Source organism: Oceanospirillum sp., assembly GCF_982874595.1.
This window is the reverse complement of record NZ_CEYNZH010000049.1, coordinates 15,357-28,869: the sequence shown is the minus strand read 5'-3', so window position 1 is coordinate 28,869 and position 13,513 is coordinate 15,357. Positions and strand designations below refer to the sequence as shown.

General features: G+C 48.4%; 18 protein-coding genes. 14 read left to right on the top strand and 4 right to left on the bottom strand.

The features are described 5' to 3' along the window. Positions 1–332: 332 nt before the first annotated feature. Positions 333–719 (bottom strand): DUF3135 domain-containing protein, encoded by a 387-nt coding sequence (locus tag AC4GL5_RS15305; RefSeq protein ID WP_490383669.1) that lies wholly within the window; start codon positions 717–719, stop codon positions 333–335. 466 nt (positions 720–1,185) lie between these two features. Here AC4GL5_RS15305 and AC4GL5_RS15300 point away from each other — a divergent pair, with 466 nt between their 5' ends. From AC4GL5_RS15300 to AC4GL5_RS15270, 7 genes are all read left to right on the top strand, one after another. Further along, positions 1,186–2,301 (top strand): branched-chain amino acid ABC transporter substrate-binding protein, encoded by a 1,116-nt coding sequence (locus AC4GL5_RS15300; protein ID WP_490383668.1) that lies wholly within the window; start codon positions 1,186–1,188, stop codon positions 2,299–2,301. 116 nt (positions 2,302–2,417) lie between these two features. Continuing rightward, positions 2,418–3,344: a high-affinity branched-chain amino acid ABC transporter permease LivH gene (livH, locus tag AC4GL5_RS15295; protein ID WP_490383667.1), complete on the top strand. Its 927-nt coding sequence runs from the start codon at positions 2,418–2,420 to the stop codon at positions 3,342–3,344. Further along, positions 3,344–4,597 carry a high-affinity branched-chain amino acid ABC transporter permease LivM gene (locus AC4GL5_RS15290; RefSeq protein ID WP_490383666.1) on the top strand — a complete coding sequence of 418 codons (1,254 nt, stop codon included), beginning with the start codon at positions 3,344–3,346 and terminating at the stop codon, positions 4,595–4,597. Before livH ends, AC4GL5_RS15290 begins: the two co-directional genes overlap by 1 nt. Further along, positions 4,590–5,357: a high-affinity branched-chain amino acid ABC transporter ATP-binding protein LivG gene (gene livG, locus AC4GL5_RS15285; RefSeq protein WP_490383665.1), complete on the top strand. Its 768-nt coding sequence runs from the start codon at positions 4,590–4,592 to the stop codon at positions 5,355–5,357. Before AC4GL5_RS15290 ends, livG begins: the two co-directional genes overlap by 8 nt. Continuing rightward, positions 5,357–6,055, top strand: a complete 699-nt coding sequence (locus AC4GL5_RS15280) for an ABC transporter ATP-binding protein (RefSeq protein WP_490383664.1) — start codon at positions 5,357–5,359, stop codon at positions 6,053–6,055. Before livG ends, AC4GL5_RS15280 begins: the two co-directional genes overlap by 1 nt. A gap of 301 nt (positions 6,056–6,356) precedes the next feature. Then, the gene (locus tag AC4GL5_RS15275) at positions 6,357–7,208 is read left to right on the top strand and encodes a hypothetical protein (protein ID WP_490383663.1); all 852 of its coding nucleotides are present in this window, start codon (positions 6,357–6,359) and stop codon (positions 7,206–7,208) included. After that, on the top strand, positions 7,198–7,599 hold the full coding sequence (locus AC4GL5_RS15270; protein ID WP_490383662.1) for a hypothetical protein: 402 nt from the start codon (positions 7,198–7,200) through the stop codon (positions 7,597–7,599). The genes AC4GL5_RS15275 and AC4GL5_RS15270 overlap by 11 nt, the downstream gene beginning before the upstream one ends. Before the next feature lie 38 nt (positions 7,600–7,637). Here AC4GL5_RS15270 and AC4GL5_RS15265 read toward each other — a convergent pair whose 3' ends face one another. Continuing rightward, positions 7,638–8,267 (bottom strand): 3'-5' exonuclease, encoded by a 630-nt coding sequence (locus tag AC4GL5_RS15265; protein ID WP_490383661.1) that lies wholly within the window; start codon positions 8,265–8,267, stop codon positions 7,638–7,640. A gap of 713 nt (positions 8,268–8,980) precedes the next feature. Here AC4GL5_RS15265 and AC4GL5_RS15260 point away from each other — a divergent pair. The 7 genes from AC4GL5_RS15260 (at position 8,981) to AC4GL5_RS15230 (ending at position 12,235) form a co-directional block, all read left to right on the top strand. Continuing rightward, on the top strand, positions 8,981–9,346 hold the full coding sequence (locus AC4GL5_RS15260) for a DUF2306 domain-containing protein (protein WP_490383660.1): 366 nt from the start codon (positions 8,981–8,983) through the stop codon (positions 9,344–9,346). Positions 9,347–9,489: 143 nt separating this feature from the next. After that, positions 9,490–9,843: a DUF1428 domain-containing protein gene (locus AC4GL5_RS15255; protein ID WP_490383659.1), complete on the top strand. Its 354-nt coding sequence runs from the start codon at positions 9,490–9,492 to the stop codon at positions 9,841–9,843. Between the two features lie 319 nt (positions 9,844–10,162). Further along, positions 10,163–10,708, top strand: a complete 546-nt coding sequence (ybiA, locus tag AC4GL5_RS15250; RefSeq protein WP_490383658.1) for a riboflavin biosynthesis intermediates N-glycosidase — start codon at positions 10,163–10,165, stop codon at positions 10,706–10,708. A gap of 27 nt (positions 10,709–10,735) precedes the next feature. Then, positions 10,736–11,074 carry a DUF6508 domain-containing protein gene (locus tag AC4GL5_RS15245; protein WP_490383657.1) on the top strand — a complete coding sequence of 113 codons (339 nt, stop codon included), beginning with the start codon at positions 10,736–10,738 and terminating at the stop codon, positions 11,072–11,074. A gap of 54 nt (positions 11,075–11,128) precedes the next feature. Beyond that, on the top strand, positions 11,129–11,455 hold the full coding sequence (locus AC4GL5_RS15240; protein WP_490383656.1) for a hypothetical protein: 327 nt from the start codon (positions 11,129–11,131) through the stop codon (positions 11,453–11,455). Between the two features lie 24 nt (positions 11,456–11,479). Beyond that, on the top strand, positions 11,480–11,896 hold the full coding sequence (locus tag AC4GL5_RS15235) for a hypothetical protein (protein WP_490383655.1): 417 nt from the start codon (positions 11,480–11,482) through the stop codon (positions 11,894–11,896). A gap of 9 nt (positions 11,897–11,905) precedes the next feature. Next, positions 11,906–12,235 (top strand): hypothetical protein, encoded by a 330-nt coding sequence (locus AC4GL5_RS15230; RefSeq protein WP_490383654.1) that lies wholly within the window; start codon positions 11,906–11,908, stop codon positions 12,233–12,235. Here the strand turns inward: AC4GL5_RS15230 and AC4GL5_RS15225 are convergent. Both AC4GL5_RS15225 and AC4GL5_RS15220 read right to left on the bottom strand, forming a co-directional pair. Continuing rightward, positions 12,232–12,924 carry a helix-turn-helix transcriptional regulator gene (locus AC4GL5_RS15225; RefSeq protein ID WP_490383653.1) on the bottom strand — a complete coding sequence of 231 codons (693 nt, stop codon included), beginning with the start codon at positions 12,922–12,924 and terminating at the stop codon, positions 12,232–12,234. The two genes, AC4GL5_RS15230 and AC4GL5_RS15225, sit on opposite strands and share 4 nt — an antisense overlap. Before the next feature lie 82 nt (positions 12,925–13,006). Further along, on the bottom strand, positions 13,007–13,387 hold the full coding sequence (locus AC4GL5_RS15220; protein WP_490383652.1) for a VOC family protein: 381 nt from the start codon (positions 13,385–13,387) through the stop codon (positions 13,007–13,009). Positions 13,388–13,513: the final 126 nt, after the last annotated feature.

Here is a 13,513-nt window from a genome sequence, read left to right as displayed (position 1 = left end):
AAATAGCAGGCTATTTTTTTATGCAACTAATTGATTTTATTGGTCTTAGTTTCTGCATCTTAGCGGTGCGCTAATGCACTATCTAAAGGCGCTTGTCAGGTTAAAAGCAGGATGTGTGCCATGGGGATGTGGGGGAGCTGATTTTGAAATGATCCTTTGAGGGATTTTACTTGATGGGTATTTATAGTTTTTAAAGCGATCTTTTTTGGCGTTATTTATTGTTTTTTTTAAGTTTTTTGGTGGTATTTGCTTTTCTTGGATTGGCGGGAAAGCGTTTGCTCAGTAACGCGTCAGTCTGGGCGTCACCACAGGGGGCGGAAGGAAGAGGGCTTTCAATGGGGAGGCGCCGGGTCAGTTCTCTTGAAAGGAATAACATTGCTCGCTGAAACCTGGGGTGGCAATGTGCACTTAGGCGCTTTGGGACGGTAGTGAGCCTCTTTCAGCATGGATGGCTGAAAGAGTGTGTCGAGTTCTTCGCGCATCTGATTGAAAGAATCATGCATGAGTGCCGCAATTCGAATACAGCTTTGAAGTGGGGTCTTGCTGCGCTGGCGCTCCATATCTACTTTAAAGATTATCCCCTCCAGTTTATGGCGGATTCGGGGTGAGGCATCCTGGATAATCTCCTTGCTCAGTAAGTTGCGAATATCTTCCAGTTGTTCAGGGTTATTCTGGGCTAGATCCATTAGCACATCGAATGAAGGTAATTGGTTAGCCATGGCTCACCTCGGTCTTGAGTGCGTAAATAAAATCTAGTTCAAAAAAGAGTGAGTTGCGCAAAACAGAGCATCTTTTTTTGCTGCTAAGTGACTGAAATAAAAAAAAATGCACTGCAAACCAAAAATGTAAAAGAACCGTTACGAACCGAGCTTAATCCCTGATTTTTCGGTTTAGTCAGATGATATAACTATCATATTGTTTTAATTGCTCTTTATTTTCTGGTTTATGGGTTTCTGTTTGGTTTTATTTTTTTCTCAAAATATTCCATTGCTGAAATTTGTACCGATACAAACTAGACAAAGGTCAGAATTTGGGTAAATAATCCTCAGTCGAAGGTCTGGTATTTCATCTTAATGACGATAAAAACAAAGTCGTTTTTTTAGAGATGCCAGAAGAATCAGCTGAGACAAGATCCCTGTTTATTCAGCTGAAATTGAATGATCAATAATAAAATGGGAAATAATAATGAAGAGCATGGTGAAAAAAACTCTGATCGGAATGGGTGTTTCCGCAGCACTGATGGGTGCTTCTGTTGCCCAGGCTGATATCAAAATCGCTCTGGCTGGCCCAGTTTCCGGTCCTGTTGCACAGTACGGTGACATGCAGTTTATCGGTGCCGAAATGGCGATCGAGCAGATCAACAAAAAAGGTGGTGTCAACGGTGAGAAGCTGGTTGGCGTTAAGTACGATGATGCTTGTGACCCTAAACAAGCGGTAGCTGTTGCTAACAAAATCGTAAATGATGGCATCAAGTTCGTTGTTGGTCACCTGTGCTCAAGCTCTACTCAGCCTGCATCTGATATCTACGAAGATGAAGGTATTGTGATGGTAACGGCTGCTTCTACCAACCCTGATATCACTCTGCAGGGCTATGAGCTGATTTTCCGCACCATCGGCCTGGACAGCCTGCAGGGCCCTGTTGCCGGTCGCTTTATTGCTGAAAACGTTAAGCCTAAGCGCATGGCGGTTATTCACGATAAGCAGCAGTATGGTGAAGGTATCGCAACTGCCGTTAAGAGCACTGTTGAAGATGCAGGCATTGATGTTGTGATGTTTGAAGGTATCACCGCGGGTGATAAAGACTTCTCGGCGCTGGTTGCTAAGCTGAAGCGTAACGACGTAGATTTCGTTTACTACGGTGGCTACCACCCTGAGCTGGGTCTGATTCTGCGTCAGTCTGCTGAGCTGGGTCTGGATGTGAAATTCATGGGTCCTGAAGGTGTGGGTAACAAAGACATCTCAGCGATCGCAGGTGAAGCATCTGAAGGTCTGATGGTGACTCTGCCACCAAGCTTCGAGCTGGATCCGAAAAACAAAGGTCTGGTTAAAGCATTCGAGAAGAAAGGCCAGGATCCTTCCGGCCCATTCGTAATGCCTGCTTATGCAGCGGTTCAGGTTATGGCTGAAAGTATGAAAGCAACCGGCAGCTCTGACGCTGAAGAAGTTGCTGAACACATGCATAAAGCTTCTTTCTCTACGCCAATTGGTGATGTTAAGTTCGATGAAAAGGGCGACCTGACTTCATTTAACTTCGTAGTGTACAACTGGCACGCTGACGGCACTAAGTCCCCTGCCAAGTAAGCCATCATAATAATACTGAACCAAGCAGTTCACTTACAAAGTACACTGTGAACGTTCCCCCCGAAGCCTGCCAAAAGCAGGCTTCGGGTTTAGCGTTGCTCTCAAGGTGTCAACCAATGTCCGAGTCTATTTTCTACTTTCTTCAGCAGATTGCTAATGGCCTGACCATAGGCAGTACTTATGCGCTGATCGCCATCGGCTACACGATGGTTTATGGCATCATCGGCATGATCAACTTCGCGCATGGCGAAGTTTATATGATCAGTACTTATGTTGCGTTTATCGCCCTGGCAGGTTTAAGCATGCTGGGTATTGATAATCCTTTCCTGCTTATCGCTATGGCCTTGGCGGTAAGTATTCTGGTAGCCAGTGCCTATGGCTTCTCTATTGAACGGGTCGCTTATCGCCCCCTTCGTAGCAGTAAGCGTCTGATTGCACTGATTTCTGCTATCGGTATGTCTATTTTTCTGCAGAACTATATTCGTCTGGCTCAGGGGTCGCGGGATATTGCGATGCCGAGCATGATTCAGGGTGGTTTCCTGTTTGGTAACCCTGATGGCAGCCATATCATGATCTCCTATATGCAGGTGATCATTATGGTAACGACTGTTCTGTGTATGATTGGTCTGACACTCTTTATTACCCGCTCCCGTATGGGCCGTGCCTGTCGTGCGTGTGCGCAGGATATCGGTATGACCAACCTGCTGGGTATTAATTCGAATAATGTTATCGCAGTAACCTTCGTGATCGGTGCCGCTCTGGCTGCCGTTGCCGGTATGTTACTGGGTCTCTACTACGGTGTTGTCAACCCCTACATCGGCTTTATCGCAGGTCTGAAAGCCTTCACCGCTGCGGTTCTGGGTGGTATCGGCAGTATTCCGGGTGCGATGCTCGGAGGCCTGATTCTGGGTATCTCTGAAAGTCTTACCGCCGGTTATCTGAGCGCAGAATACAAAGATGTGGTGGCATTTTCTCTGCTGGTACTGATTCTGCTGTTTATGCCGCAGGGTATTCTGGGTAAACCTGAGGTGGAGAAAATCTAATGTCTCGTGTGACTTCTGCATTTGTCGCAGCACTGATTACCTTAGTGCTGGGCGGCTTCCTGCTGGGGATGACTCTGACCTCAGAAGGGATCAATCTGGTTGTTGAGGCCTCCTCAACAGGCAAAATCACCTTCCTGTTTGTGGGTGTGGCGCTGGTATTCCTGCTACAGCTGTTCCGTGAACAGGTGAGCAACTTTACCGCTAAAATGCGCAGCGATGAGCGTATGGAGCTGCCTTCGTTCCTGCGCACGTCTCAGCAGCAGCGGGTCTGGACCATGTTTATCATCATCGGTCTGCTGATCTTCCCGTTTATGAGCTCCCGTGGAGCGGTGGACATCGCAACCCTGACGCTGATCTACGTGATGCTGGGTCTGGGTCTTAACGTAGTGGTTGGTCTGGCAGGTCTGCTGGATCTGGGTTACGTCGGCTTCTATGCCGTTGGTGCCTATACCTACGCGCTGCTGAATATGTACTTCGGCGTTTCTTTCTGGGTTGCTCTGCCGATTGCCGGTGGTCTGGCGGCTCTGTTTGGTTTCCTGTTGGGTTTCCCGGTACTGCGTCTGCGCGGTGACTATCTGGCGATTGTGACCCTGGGCTTTGGTGAGATCATCCGTATCCTGCTGAACAACTGGACAGATCTGACCGGTGGCCCGAACGGTATCGCCCGTATTCCTAAGCCGACTCTGTTTGGTCTGGAGTTCAGCCGTCGCCCATCAGAAGAGGGTGCAACCACCTTCCATGAGTTCTTCGGTATTGGCTACAGCAGTGAATACAAAGTGATGTTCCTCTATCTGATGGCCCTGCTACTGGTGCTGATCACCCTGTATGTGATCCGTCGCCTGATCCGTATGCCGATCGGTCGTGCCTGGGAAGCCCTGCGTGAAGACGATATCGCCTGTCGTTCATTGGGTCTTAACCCGACGACCATCAAGCTGGGTGCTTTCACCATTGGTGCTTCATTTGCGGGTTTTGCCGGTTCTTTCTTTGCCGCGCGTCAGGGCTTTATCAGCCCGGAATCCTTCACCTTTATCGAATCTGCCATCATTCTGGCGATTGTGGTACTGGGTGGCATGGGCTCGCAGTTGGGTGTGATTCTGGCGGCCATCGCCATGACGGTTCTGCCTGAGCTGGCCCGTGAGTTTGACGAATACCGCATGCTGCTGTTCGGCCTGATGATGGTGCTTATGATGATCTGGCGACCCCAGGGTCTGCTGCCGATGAAACGTCCGCATTTGGAGCTGAAACGTGACTAATAATCTGTTAACAGTAAAAGATTTGACGATGCGCTTTGGTGGCCTGCTGGCGGTAAATGGCGTCGATCTTGAAGTAAAAGAGAAGCAAATTGTATCGGTTATCGGCCCGAACGGTGCCGGTAAGACCACGGTATTTAATTGTGTCAGTGGTTTCTATATTCCTACCGCGGGTTCTGTTGAGTTCCGTGGTAAAGAGCTGCGCGGCAAGCCCGGCCATCTGATCGCCCGTGAAGGCATGGTGCGTACTTTCCAGAACGTGCGTCTGTTTAAAGAGATGACCGTTATTGAGAACCTGCTGGTTGCTCAGCATATGCACGCCGAGCACAACCTGCTGAAAGGTTTCTTCCTGACCTCAGGCTTTAAAAAGCGTGAGCAGGAGCTGATGGATCGTGCAGCGCACTGGCTGGAGCGCGTTGGTCTTCTGGAATTTGCTAACCGCGAAGCTGGTTATCTGGCCTATGGTCAGCAGCGCCGTCTTGAGATCGCCCGCTGCATGGTGACTGATCCGAAGCTGCTGATGCTGGATGAGCCTGCGGCAGGTCTTAACCCGAACGAAACCAAAGCATTGGATGAACTGATTGTCCAGCTGCGTGATGAGCAAGGTATTTCTATTCTTCTGATTGAGCACGACATGGGGCTGGTGATGGGTATTTCCGACCAGATCTATGTCGTGAATCAGGGGCAGCCTCTGGCAGCGGGTACACCTGCTGAAATTCAGGGTAACCCTGAGGTAATCAAAGCTTATCTGGGAGAAGAGTAATGCTGAGACTTGATAATGTTCATACGCACTACGGTCCCATTGAGGCTCTGAAAGGCGTATCCCTGAATGTTGAAAAGGGTGAAATTGTTACCCTGATCGGTGCCAATGGTGCCGGTAAAACAACGCTGCTGATGACCGCTTGTGGTGATCCCCGTGCATCATCCGGTACCGTGACCTGGAAGGGTGAAGATATCACCCAGAAGGCCACCTCCGAGATCATGCGTACCGGTCTTGCGGTTGTACCGGAAGGTCGTCGTGTTTTCTCCGGTATGACCGTGGAAGAAAACCTCGCCATGGGTGGCTTCTTTAACTACACCAACTATGAAGAACGCCTGGCACACGTACTGGAACTGTTTCCGCGTCTGAAAGAGCGTTACAGCCAGCGTGCCGGAACCATGTCCGGTGGTGAGCAGCAGATGCTGGCGATTGGCCGCGCTCTGATGAGCAATCCTGAGTTGCTGATTCTGGATGAGCCATCCCTTGGTCTTGCGCCGATCATCATCAACCAGATTTTCGAGATTATCGAACAGCTGCGTGATGAAGGCACCACCATCTTCCTGGTGGAGCAGAACGCAAACCAGGCGCTGAAACTGGCCGACCGTGGTTACGTGATCGAGCATGGTCATATCGTACTGGAAGACACCGGTGATAACCTGCTGGTGAACGAAGACGTACGTAAGGCTTATCTGGGTGGTTAAGCGTTAACCTTCCTGATTGAACTTCAAAAGCCCCCAATAGAGTTCGCTCTATTGGGGGTTTTTGCGTTTTAGTCCTGAGGACAGACCTAAGCCTTGGTTTACCGGTTTGCTTGATTAGGATAGTCTGCAGAATCAAAGAATTATGGATGTAGCCTCGACTCATCAGGTCGCGGGAATTTGAAACAACGCAGGTGCGCATGGTAGGGAAACAGTCAGATCAGAAAATGGATTTTTTCTTTCTAAATCAAATGTATTCCTCTGTTTTATTGCTATGTAGAAAGATTAAATAAAGGAGTAATCAGTGCTTGATTGGATAGCAAAGTTTTTTGATTCAATATCATCTGTAAGATCAGCTGCTAAAGCACTAGGGGCAGTTTTTCTGGTTTTATGGTTGTGGCAGCCAGTTTCTAAAAAATTCGCTTCGACTGGGTTTCCCGATAATTACGCTGTTCTATTTCTAACGGTTGGGGCTTTTTCTGCATCATATTTGGTATTGGCTTTCTTGGAATTTTGCTGGTTGAGTATCAAAAGTAAGCTGGTTTCCCTTAGAGCAAAGGAAACAAAGCAAAGTGAATTTAAAAGAATAATTAAAAAATCTCTCCCTCATCTAAAATTACCAGAACTGAGAATTCTACGAGAATTACTAGCCTCTGATATGCGAATGGATATTCATCGTGAGGGTATTGGCTGGCTTCTTAGGTCTCGCTGGATCTCACAGGTTCACCAGCTATCTGCAACAGAGTTTATTTTTCAGTTAAACCCCGTTGTACGCGCACTTTTTGTTGACTATGAGAGGAATCAGTATGAAGAGATGGTGGATAGGACAGTAGCTCAACTTACTGAAGAGCAACAAAAATTTCTTGATCTTTTTTGGCAAGATACTTTGATTTACGGTACTCAGTCATCTCAAACTCTTATGCCTTATGGTATCTATCACGCTGGCGATAATCTTGTGGTGAGTCTTGGCCTATCGAAGTCCATAAGCAATCGGGATGGGCATTTTCAAGAGCAATTTTCACTCAATGATTACGTTTGCTCGCAACTACAAAGCCAAGTTTATAGGTCGCCACCGGTACGCCATGAAGTTGAACTGGATCTAGCATACGTTCAAGGATCTGGAGCCACTGGTGGAGGGGCTTCGGGTGCATCTTAAGTGTAGTTGTGCTGGTGGAGCGCCTAAAGCCCTTCTCTGGATCGACTGCTCTGCCGGTGCTTTGGCGGGTGTGTTAATGCTCGCTTTCTCCGGTTGGTTGAGTGCTTGGTATAACGTTCCTCAGGGGTTACTGTTATTTATGGGCGCAGCCAACATCCTTTATGCCTGCTATTCCTTCGCTCTTGTGGTTCGTAAAAACCGTCCAGTTCTACTGATCAAAGCCCTGATCCTTGCTAATAGTTTTTGGGCGATGGTCTGTCTTGGTATTGTCAGCCAATACTATGAGCAACTCTCTTCTCTGGGATATCTGCATCTGCTGGCAGAAGCGCTCTTTGTGGGCGGTTTGGCGCTGCTTGAATGGAAGTGGCGGGATCAGCTGCTGATCCGCTAGCTAGAAAGGTATCGTCACGCGGTGCAGGTTGATAAAGCTCAGGCCGTTGCTGCACTTTTCCGCAAAAACTCATCCGTCTTGCCTTTAGCGGTTTTGCCCAGTTTCTGCATCAGGGCGAAGTCCGCCTGATCGATGCCGTAACGGTTCTCCATATCCCCAAGCATTGTCAGCCAGAGATGAGTGGTCATCTCTGCATCGGCCAAAGCGCGGTGAAAGGTGCCATCTGTAGGAAGGTTTTTAAAGCGCACCAGAGTGCCCAGTTTGTGATTGGGTGCATTCTGATAAAGGCGGCGGGCAACCAGTAGGGAGCAGACGAACAGCTGTTTACAGGGCTGCTCAATACGGGCCAGTTCGCTGATCAGAAACTTGCTGTCAAAAGACGCGTTGTGCGCGACGAGATTGCTGTCTTCGATAAAGTCCGCAAAATCTGCCATCACCTGTTCCGCCGGATCGGCATCCTGCAGCATCCGGTTGGTAATCCCGGTATAGCTTTCGATAAAACCACTGATCCGCTGGTTCGGGCACATCAGGCGCTGAAAGCGATCCGTGATCCGGCCATTTTCCACCCGCACAGCACCAATCTCAATCGCTCTGTCACCCTGATTAGGCGATAAGCCGGTAGTCTCAAAATCCAGTACGATAATGGTGTTAGCTGGCCGGTGTTTCATGGAATGTATTGCCTGTTGTAACGGGTGATATGCAGGGCCTGTTAGCCCCTTAGAGGTCTGAATCGTTCATAAACAAGGGGCGTAGAGTACGAAGGACGCGGTAAAAAAGCAAAAGCTCTACATCGTTGGTATTGCGCTGAGTGGCTAATCGGCAGAATGATGAACATCGATGTTAGTACTTTTCGTGAAGAATGATGAAAAAATACTACTCGTGTTTTTATGCTGTTATAGCTCGGTAAGCTTGATGGCTATAGGCATTGCTGAGCGGCAGTTTGAGTTTGTTGAAATAGACAGGTTTATTGAAATTAAGCTCTTTTACCCAACAGCTGTAACAGAGCCTGCTTACCGGAATCGTTAGATACTCTGTCGGTAAAGGCAGTTACTGTTGGTGCTGAACTGGATAACCGGGTGCCGCCCATGTTACAAATTATTCCGTATATAAATACTCGAATGGACAACCGACCTTCAAAAAGACCGAAGATGCATCGCACTTTAGCTTTATGCCGCTCTGTAAACCCAAGGCCATCTATATTCTGCCTGAAGAGGGGCTGGATTTGTTTGCAAAGAGGCTGGTAGTGTCCGTAGAAATGAAATTGATCAAAGATTGGTTGAGGTTCTGAGTCAGCCAAAATAACTCAAAACCTGGAACATATTTCCGCGTTTATTGAAATGATTCAAGGCTCTTAACTCATGTCATATTATAGGTACCATGGATGGCTGTCACGATTCACCTTATTGCGGCACTCTGGGCTTTACTGGCTGGATTCAGCCAGTTAATCACAACTAAAGGAACAAAAAGTCATAAGCTAGTCGGTTGGTCATGGATGGTGTCCATGGTTATTGTGGCAGTTTCTTCCTTTTGGCTTACAGGTTTTATGGATCTTTTGTGGGGGTTTAGCCCAATCCATTTACTTTCTATCTGGGTATTGGTCTGTGTTGTCGTTTCGTTTTATTCAGCCCAAACCGGTAACATACGACGGCATAGGCGATTTGCCATAGGCGCTTTTTATGGTGTAGTGGGTGCGGCAATAGGCACTCTGGCACCGGGTCGGCTTATTCATCAGTGGTTTTTTGGTTAGTAAGCTGCCATGCAACATTTTTTCTAAACGCTGTCCTGACTGCTGTTGATTTGGCAAAGATTAAACCGTAACCACACCTTCGCGCACTATGCCCTTGGGCATCTCTGGTCTATGGTTATAGCTTCACTGGAAGGAGTTTATTTATGTCATTTGTCGATGGATTTGTAGCCGCTGTACCAACCGCGAATAAAGCGCAGTACCTTGAGCACAGCAGGCTGTCTGCCGAGGTGTTTAAAGAGTGCGGGGCATTAAAGGTGATGGAGGCTTGGGGTAATGATGTGCCGGATGGTGAGGTCACGTCATTTCCGATGGCTGTGCAGGCAAAAGAGGATGAAACCGTTGTGTTCTCCTGGGTTATCTGGCCGTCCAAAGAGGTTCGGGATGCTGGCTGGCAGCTGGTGATGGAAGACCCGAGAATGAGTCCTGAAACTAACCCCATGCCCTTCGATGGTAAGCGCATTATCTACGGTGGTTTTGACGTTATTTTGGACACATAGTTTTGGATAAGTAGATCCGGGCTATTAATAGGGCAGGGCGTTAAGGCCTAGTCAAACTCCTTGCTCTCCATACCGCCATACTTCTCATTCAGAAATCCCTTGAACGAAACCCTGTCATCCTCTGCAAACACACGGTCGGTGATGCTGACCGTTGTGATGCGATCCACACGAAAAACACCTATAGCTTTGTCATCAATGATCCGGCTTGTTTTGTCTTTTTTAATTTAGGTTTATCTGGATAAATTCAGACGGCAATGGAACGCGCGGGTTTCGTTCCATCAGATCTAGCCCTTTTTTGATCTCAAAGGATTTTTTGAACATGGATATCAGGACAAAAGACGAACTGGTCGCTTTGATCGATGGCGGAGAAAAACCGAAATACATTTTTTTCTGGGACCATCAGGAAAAAGGGCAACAGGTGACAAAGAGCTGTTTCAGCCAGTGGTACGAGGCGAAATTTCACGAGGGTGAGCACGAATTTCTCACCGCAGAGCACTACATGATGTACCAGAAAGCCAAACTGTTTGGAGATGACAAAGCCTGCGAAAAAGTCCTTGCGGCGGTTACCCCCGGAGAAGCAAAGGCCGTGGGTCGCGAGGTATTGGGTTTTGATCAAAAACTGTGGGAGGAGAAACGGTTCGGCATTGTCGTGGATGCCAATCTTGCTAAGTTTTCTCAGAACCCTCAGCTTAAGGCGTTTTTGTTGGGTACAGGAAGTCGGATACTGGTCGAGGCCAGCCCCGTAGACAAAATTTGGGGCATAGGTCTGGCTCAGGATAATCCGGCAGCAGAGAACCCGAAGCAGTGGAAAGGGTTAAATCTGCTGGGATTCGCGCTGATGGAAGTCCGGCAGCAACTTGCCTGAGAGGCTAATGAGTATTTTGGAGTTGTTATGATAACCCTAAGGGATTTGGAACATCTGGAAGGTCAGTATCAACTGGCTTTGGCCAATGCAGACAAAATAGAGCGGGTTGGTTTTTATCCCAAATACCCTGACGAGGTCAGCGACTTTATGCAGGCGTTATCCGCACCGCCCTGGATGATCTCTTACCGGCCTGAAGCGGTTGCCGATATTCTGAATAATATTGAAACAGCGAATATTGATGAGATTCGCGAGGTTTTGACCGGCTCAAGCCGCGCCGAAAGATTCTGTGATGGTGCATGGGAGCATGCAATGGAAACCCGAATGCTTGATCCGGTTTTTGAGCGCCTGAGACAGATTCTGGCGTAATGGCGGGAATCATAAGGTGTCTTAAACCAGAGTGATTATTAAGGAGTGATGGTTATGATAAACAATGACAATGCGGAAAGTATCGGTCGTCCGATTATTGAAAAGGTTATCGAAGCGCATGGCAAAGCCGATTATCAGTTGCTGGCGCGAACCCTTTCCAGCCGGGGGGATAAGCCGGATTTCGAGTCTTTTCAGGATGGGGTTGAGAGTTTAAAGGTTCTGGGCGCTGTCACAAATATCGAGTATTTGGGATATCTCAAAAAGCCCAATGAGCATATGTTGCTCTGGAAGGCTCAGCACGAGAAAGGTAACGAGGATATCCTATGGCATCTGTTTCTTTCTGATGAAGGAAAAACCGTAGGTCTGCTTTTTGACCGTTGATACTGCTTATATAAGGATAACCCCGTGTTGAGATCCGTCATTCAGGAAGAAACAACAGGCTGTGGCATCGCGTCGGTTGCTAATATTCTGGGTAAAACCTATCCGGAGATGAAGGCGATTGCGAATTCAATGGGTATCTATGCGGATGATCAATCCCTCTGGTCTTCAACCCGGTATGTCAGAGAGATGCTATTAAGCGCAGGGGTTGAAACCTCGCCGGATGAGATCCCTTTTGAATCCTGGGATACTTTGCCGGATCTGGCCTTGCTGTCTATCAAGCACCATCAGGAGGCGGGCAAAAACTTCTGGCATTGGGTTGTGTTTAAACGCGTGGAGGGCGAAGGGTATGTTCTGGATTCGGCCAGTTATCTGCCCAATAATGTCCGGACTGATTTTGAGGCTATGCAGCCAAAATGGTTTATTGATGTTCTGAGCCGGTAACTGACGAAAATGCCTGACATTGCAGAGAGTACTTATTACCGAATGCAGCACGTGACAGGGCCGGGTTGTGTGCTTGTCTCAATAAAATTTGGCGTTACCCCTGAAAGCGGTGTTCGGATTGTGAAGCGTCTGGCGGTGAATCAGGAGAATGCCTGTATCCAGTTTGATCTGCAGCGCTATATCGATGAGATGATTGAGGGTGTTCATCAGGCGAATGTTCAGTACAGCGGTGATCTGCAGGTTGAGGAGATTGAGGTTGTTCCGGATGATTATCCTAAACCCGGACAGGTCAAATATACCGCCTATAAAATTGCTGAGCATCTGTTGCTCTTACGCTAAGAACAGCTCAGATCACCATACTTCTCATTCAGAAAGCCGCTAAATGAGATCTGCTCGTCTTCTTCAAACACGCGGTCAGTGATGCTGACTGCTGTGATGCGATCCACACGAAAACTCCGGTAGCCCTGGCGTAACTCGCACCATGCGGCGAGTGTCCAGATCTTGCCCCAGAAGAAAAGGCCAAGGGGCCTGAGTTCCCGCTGGGTGGTTTCCTCTTTCAGGCTCAGGTAGTCAATGCGGATGATCTGTTTGGCGTTAACCGCTTCCCGCAGTTCGTCCATCAGGGCGGCGGTGGCGTTGTTAGTAAGTACTTGCGGCGTGTAGAGCCTTGGTTTTGCCAGCTCTTGTTTCAGGTTGTCGGGCAGTACGGCTTCAATCTTGTCCAGTGCGCTGTCAGCGGAGCGGGCGAGTTTTGATCCTGCCCAGGTTTTGACAAGGCGGGCAGCGATCACCAGCGCTTCGATCTCTGCTTTGGTGAACATGATGGGAGGAATATCAAAACCGTGGCGCAGCACGTAGCCCACTCCGGCTTCCCCTTCGATGGGAACGCCGGAGAGCATCAGATCCTGAATGTCCCGATAGATGGTGCGTTCAGACACTTCGAGCTTTTCCGCCAGCCACTTCGCTGTGGTTAACCGGCGGTTACGCAGGTATTGGATAATCTGGAAAAGTCGGTCAGCCCGGCGCACGGGAATCTCCTTGATGGGATGCTATTTTTTTGGGCTATCGTTAGCTGCTGTCTTTATCGGCTAAATATATCGGCTAAAAAGCTTAGCCCATTGAGTGGATGCCGATGCGATTGCCCTCGGTATCCATAAAGAGTGCAATACAGCCGATCTGGTCGCTAAGATGGGTTTTAGGCAGCAGCACTTTACCACCGGCAGCGTCTACTTTCGACAGCGCCACAGATAGATCTTCACCGCCGTTAAGGTATACGACGCAGCCATCTGCAGAGGGTTTAAAGCCTTCGCCACAGACCACAGCACCGGATACATGGGCTTTATTACCGTGGGGGAATAATGCCTGACGCAGGCCGTCCATCTCAAAGTCTTCCAGCTCGACATCCAGAATAGTCTGATAAAAGGTGACGGCGCGCTCGTAGTCGGTTGCCGGAATCTCAAACCAAACGGCGATATTGATGTTGTTGTCCATGTGACTCTCCTTGCTGTTGTAATTTGATTAGGTGGTTCGTGCGGACTGTGTTGTCAGCAACGGGAGAGAGTCTAAAGCAGGGCTACTGACAGCATTCTGTCAGTAGTGTTTTATTTTTTGAGGCAG

Bases quoted from the DNA above. Each gene is read 5' to 3' on its own strand.
- AC4GL5_RS15300 (WP_490383668.1), top strand. From the start codon at position 1,186: ATGAAGAGCATGGTGAAAAAAACTCTGATCGGAATGGGTGTTTCCGCA.
- livH (WP_490383667.1), top strand. From the start codon at position 2,418: ATGTCCGAGTCTATTTTCTACTTTCTTCAGCAGATTGCTAATGGCCTG.
- AC4GL5_RS15220 (WP_490383652.1), bottom strand. From the start codon at position 13,387: ATGGACAACAACATCAATATCGCCGTTTGGTTTGAGATTCCGGCAACC.
- AC4GL5_RS15280 (WP_490383664.1), top strand. From the start codon at position 5,357: ATGCTGAGACTTGATAATGTTCATACGCACTACGGTCCCATTGAGGCT.
- AC4GL5_RS15255 (WP_490383659.1), top strand. From the start codon at position 9,490: ATGTCATTTGTCGATGGATTTGTAGCCGCTGTACCAACCGCGAATAAA.
- AC4GL5_RS15265 (WP_490383661.1), bottom strand. From the start codon at position 8,267: ATGAAACACCGGCCAGCTAACACCATTATCGTACTGGATTTTGAGACT.
- AC4GL5_RS15245 (WP_490383657.1), top strand. From the start codon at position 10,736: ATGATAACCCTAAGGGATTTGGAACATCTGGAAGGTCAGTATCAACTG.
- AC4GL5_RS15305 (WP_490383669.1), bottom strand. From the start codon at position 719: ATGGCTAACCAATTACCTTCATTCGATGTGCTAATGGATCTAGCCCAG.
- AC4GL5_RS15230 (WP_490383654.1), top strand. From the start codon at position 11,906: ATGCCTGACATTGCAGAGAGTACTTATTACCGAATGCAGCACGTGACA.
- AC4GL5_RS15240 (WP_490383656.1), top strand. From the start codon at position 11,129: ATGATAAACAATGACAATGCGGAAAGTATCGGTCGTCCGATTATTGAA.
- ybiA (WP_490383658.1), top strand. From the start codon at position 10,163: ATGGATATCAGGACAAAAGACGAACTGGTCGCTTTGATCGATGGCGGA.
- AC4GL5_RS15260 (WP_490383660.1), top strand. From the start codon at position 8,981: ATGGCTGTCACGATTCACCTTATTGCGGCACTCTGGGCTTTACTGGCT.
- AC4GL5_RS15290 (WP_490383666.1), top strand. From the start codon at position 3,344: ATGTCTCGTGTGACTTCTGCATTTGTCGCAGCACTGATTACCTTAGTG.